The following is a 2,864-nucleotide window of genomic DNA, read 5'->3' on the forward strand; positions in this document are numbered from 1 at the left end:
GATGCCTTGCGCGACCTGCGCGGGGTGCGCGGCGAGATGCTGGTGCTGCGCGCGCCCGAGGTCGTGCTCACCCGGCCCGTCCGGCTGCTGCACCCGCGCCATCCGCTTTATGTCGTCCCACGCGGGGCGGGGCTTTACATGCTGGGCGCCACGCAGATCGAAAGCGAGGGGCGCGGGCCCGCCAGCGCGCGCGCGGTGCTGGAGCTGTTAAGCGCGGCTTATGCACTGCATCCCGCCTTTGGCGAGGCCGAGGTGCTGGAGATCGGCACCGACGCGCGCCCCGCCTTTCCCGACAACCTGCCGCGCATAAGGCGGCGGGGCGAGACAATTCATGTCAACGGGTTGTTCCGCCACGGTTTTCTTCTCGCGCCCGCGATGGCGCGGATGGTGGCGGACTGGCTCTGCGACGGCATCAGACCGGAGGTGTGCGATGAAGATCATGGTTAACGGCACGGCGCGCGAGGTCGCGGCCGACACGCTGGCCGAGGCGCTGGTGGCGCTGGGGCATGGGGGGGAGACGGTGGCGACGGCGCTCAACGAAGCCTTCGTGCCGGCAGGGGCGCGCGCGCGAACACCGCTATCCCCGGGCGACCGGATCGAAATCGTCGCACCACGGCAGGGGGGCTGAGGATGGTCACCTTCCATGGCACGACGCTGCCTTCGCGGCTGATGCTCGGCACGGCGCAATACCCCTCACCATCGGTTCTGGCCGAGGCGTTCCGCCGCTCCGGCGCGGGCGTCGCCACGGTCTCGGTGCGGCGCGAGGCGGCGGGCGGAGAGGCCGGGGCGTTCTGGGATCTGGTGCGCGAGTTGGGCGTGCGGCTCTTGCCCAACACCGCCGGATGTCATTCGTCGCGCGAGGCGGTGACCACCGCGCGAATGGCGCGCGAGCTCTTCGGCACGAACTGGATCAAACTCGAGGTGATCGGTCACGCCGACACGCTGCAACCCGACCCCTGGGGGCTGGTGGAGGCGGCGCGCGAGCTGTGCGCCGATGGCTTCGAAGTGTTCCCCTACACCACCGAGGATCTGGTGCTGGCCGAAAAGCTGCTCGACGCGGGCTGCGAGGTGCTGATGCCATGGGGCGCGCCGATCGGCACCGGGCTGGGGCTGGCCAACCGCTACGGGCTGCGGAGCCTGAGGGCGCAGTTTCCCGATGTGCCGATGGTGGTCGACGCGGGGCTGGGCCGCCCGTCTCAGGCCGCAGAGGCGATGGAGATGGGCTTCGACGCGGTGCTTTTGAACACCGCCGTGGCCCGCGCCGAAGATCCGGCGGCAATGGCCGAGGGCTTTGCCCGCGCGGTGGAGGCCGGGCGGCTGGGGTATGAGGCGGGGGCAATGGAGCCGCGCGACATGGCGGCCCCCTCGACACCGCTGATCGGAAAGGCGTTTCTCGCATGAAGCTCGATCGCTTCTACCCGATCTTCGATGATGTGGCGTGGCTTGAGCGGATGCTGCCCCTTGGGGTGAAGCTGGTGCAGCTGCGGCTGAAGGACCGGAGCGAGGCCGAAACCCGCGCGCAGATCATGCGCGCGCGCGATCTCTGCGCCACCCATGGGGCGACGCTCGTGGTCAACGACCATTGGCGCGACGCGATCGACCTCGAATGTGACTGGCTGCATCTGGGGCAGGAGGATCTCGACAGCGCCGATCTGCCCGCGATCCGCCGCGCCGGGCTGCGGCTCGGGGTCTCGACCCATGACCGCGCCGAGCTCGACCGCGCTCTATCGCTCGGCCCCGATTACGTGGCGCTGGGGCCGGTCTGGCCGACGATCCTCAAGAAGATGAAATGGGAGCGGCAGGGCGTGGAGCGGCTCACCGAATGGAAGCGCGAAATCGGCGACATCCCCCTCGTCGCCATCGGCGGGCTGTCGGTCGCGCGGGCACCCAAAGCCTTTGCGGCGGGGGCGGACGTGGTCTCGGTCGTGACCGACATCACGCTGAACCCTGACCCCGAGGGACGGCTGCGCGACTGGATCGGGGCGACGCGATGAGCCGCTATGCGCGACAGATCGCGGTGCGCGAGTTCGGGCCAGAGGGGCAGGCGCGGCTGGCAAGGGCCCATGCGCTGGTGATTGGCGCGGGCGGGCTTGCGACACCCGTGCTGCAATACCTTGCCGGCGCGGGCTTGGGGCGCATCCGGCTCGTCGATCCCGATCGCGTCGAGGCCACGAACCTGCACCGCCAGACGCTGTTTTGCGAGGCGGATGTCGGGCGGCCCAAGGCCATCGCGGCGGCGGCGCGGATGGTGGCGCTGAACCCCGATTGCGCGGTCGCGCCCTCGGTCGCGCGCTTCGATCCGGGCACCGCGGCGGCGCTTTGCGCGGGCGTCGACCTGGTGATCGACTGCGCCGACAGCTTCGCGGCGAGCTACGTGGCCTCGGACCACTGCGTGGAGACCGGGCTGCCGCTGATCAGCGCCTCGGTCACCGGGCTGTCGGGCTATGCGGGCGGCTTCTGCGGCGGGGGGCCGAGTTTGCGCGCGGTGTTTCCCGACCTGCCCGCGCGCATGGGCTCCTGCGCCGAGGAGGGCGTGCTCGGGCCGGTGGTCGGCGTGATCGGCGCGGTGCAGGCGCAGATGGCGCTGGCGCAGCTCGCAGGCATGGCGCCCTCGCCGCTGGGGCGGCTGGTGAGCTTCGACGCCGAGAGCTGGCGCTTTGGCGGCTTCGGCTTTGCCGGGGCGGAGGAGCCCGCCCATGCGCCACGGTTTCTTTCTGCCACGCAGATCGCGCCGGGAGATTTCGTGGTCGATCTGCGGCGCGAGGAGGAGGGAGCCTTGGTGCGCGCGGACGCCCTGCGCGCGCCGGTCGAGGCCTTTGGCCCACATGGCCCGCGCCCGCCCGAGGGCGCGCGCGCCGTGCTGT

At 71.2% G+C, this 2,864-nt stretch carries 5 protein-coding genes; all 5 read left to right on the forward strand.

Going from position 1 to position 2,864, the window contains the following annotated elements; all coding sequences use genetic code 11:
• Nucleotides 1-447 (forward strand): FAD-dependent oxidoreductase (locus tag NHG85_RS09300; RefSeq protein WP_253331721.1); only part of this gene is annotated, 447 nt, incomplete at its 5' end.
• Nucleotides 431-628, forward strand: coding sequence for a sulfur carrier protein ThiS (thiS, locus tag NHG85_RS09305; protein WP_253331723.1), 198 nt, complete (start codon nucleotides 431-433; stop codon nucleotides 626-628). The genes NHG85_RS09300 and thiS, both read left to right, overlap by 17 nt.
• A 2-nt stretch (nucleotides 629-630) precedes the next feature.
• A complete protein-coding gene (locus tag NHG85_RS09310; RefSeq protein WP_253331725.1) occupies nucleotides 631-1,401 on the forward strand; it encodes a thiazole synthase in 771 nt (256 codons plus the stop codon).
• Nucleotides 1,398-1,994 carry a thiamine phosphate synthase gene (locus NHG85_RS09315; protein ID WP_253331727.1) on the forward strand — a complete coding sequence of 199 codons (597 nt, stop codon included), beginning with the start codon at nucleotides 1,398-1,400 and terminating at the stop codon, nucleotides 1,992-1,994. The genes NHG85_RS09310 and NHG85_RS09315 overlap by 4 nt, the downstream gene beginning before the upstream one ends.
• Nucleotides 1,991-2,864, forward strand: an 874-nt coding sequence (locus tag NHG85_RS09320; RefSeq protein WP_253331729.1) for a HesA/MoeB/ThiF family protein, incomplete at its 3' end; no start/stop codon positions are given. The genes NHG85_RS09315 and NHG85_RS09320, both read left to right, overlap by 4 nt.

Source organism: Limimaricola litoreus (assembly GCF_024159025.1).
Lineage (GTDB): Bacteria > Pseudomonadota > Alphaproteobacteria > Rhodobacterales > Rhodobacteraceae > Limimaricola > Limimaricola litoreus.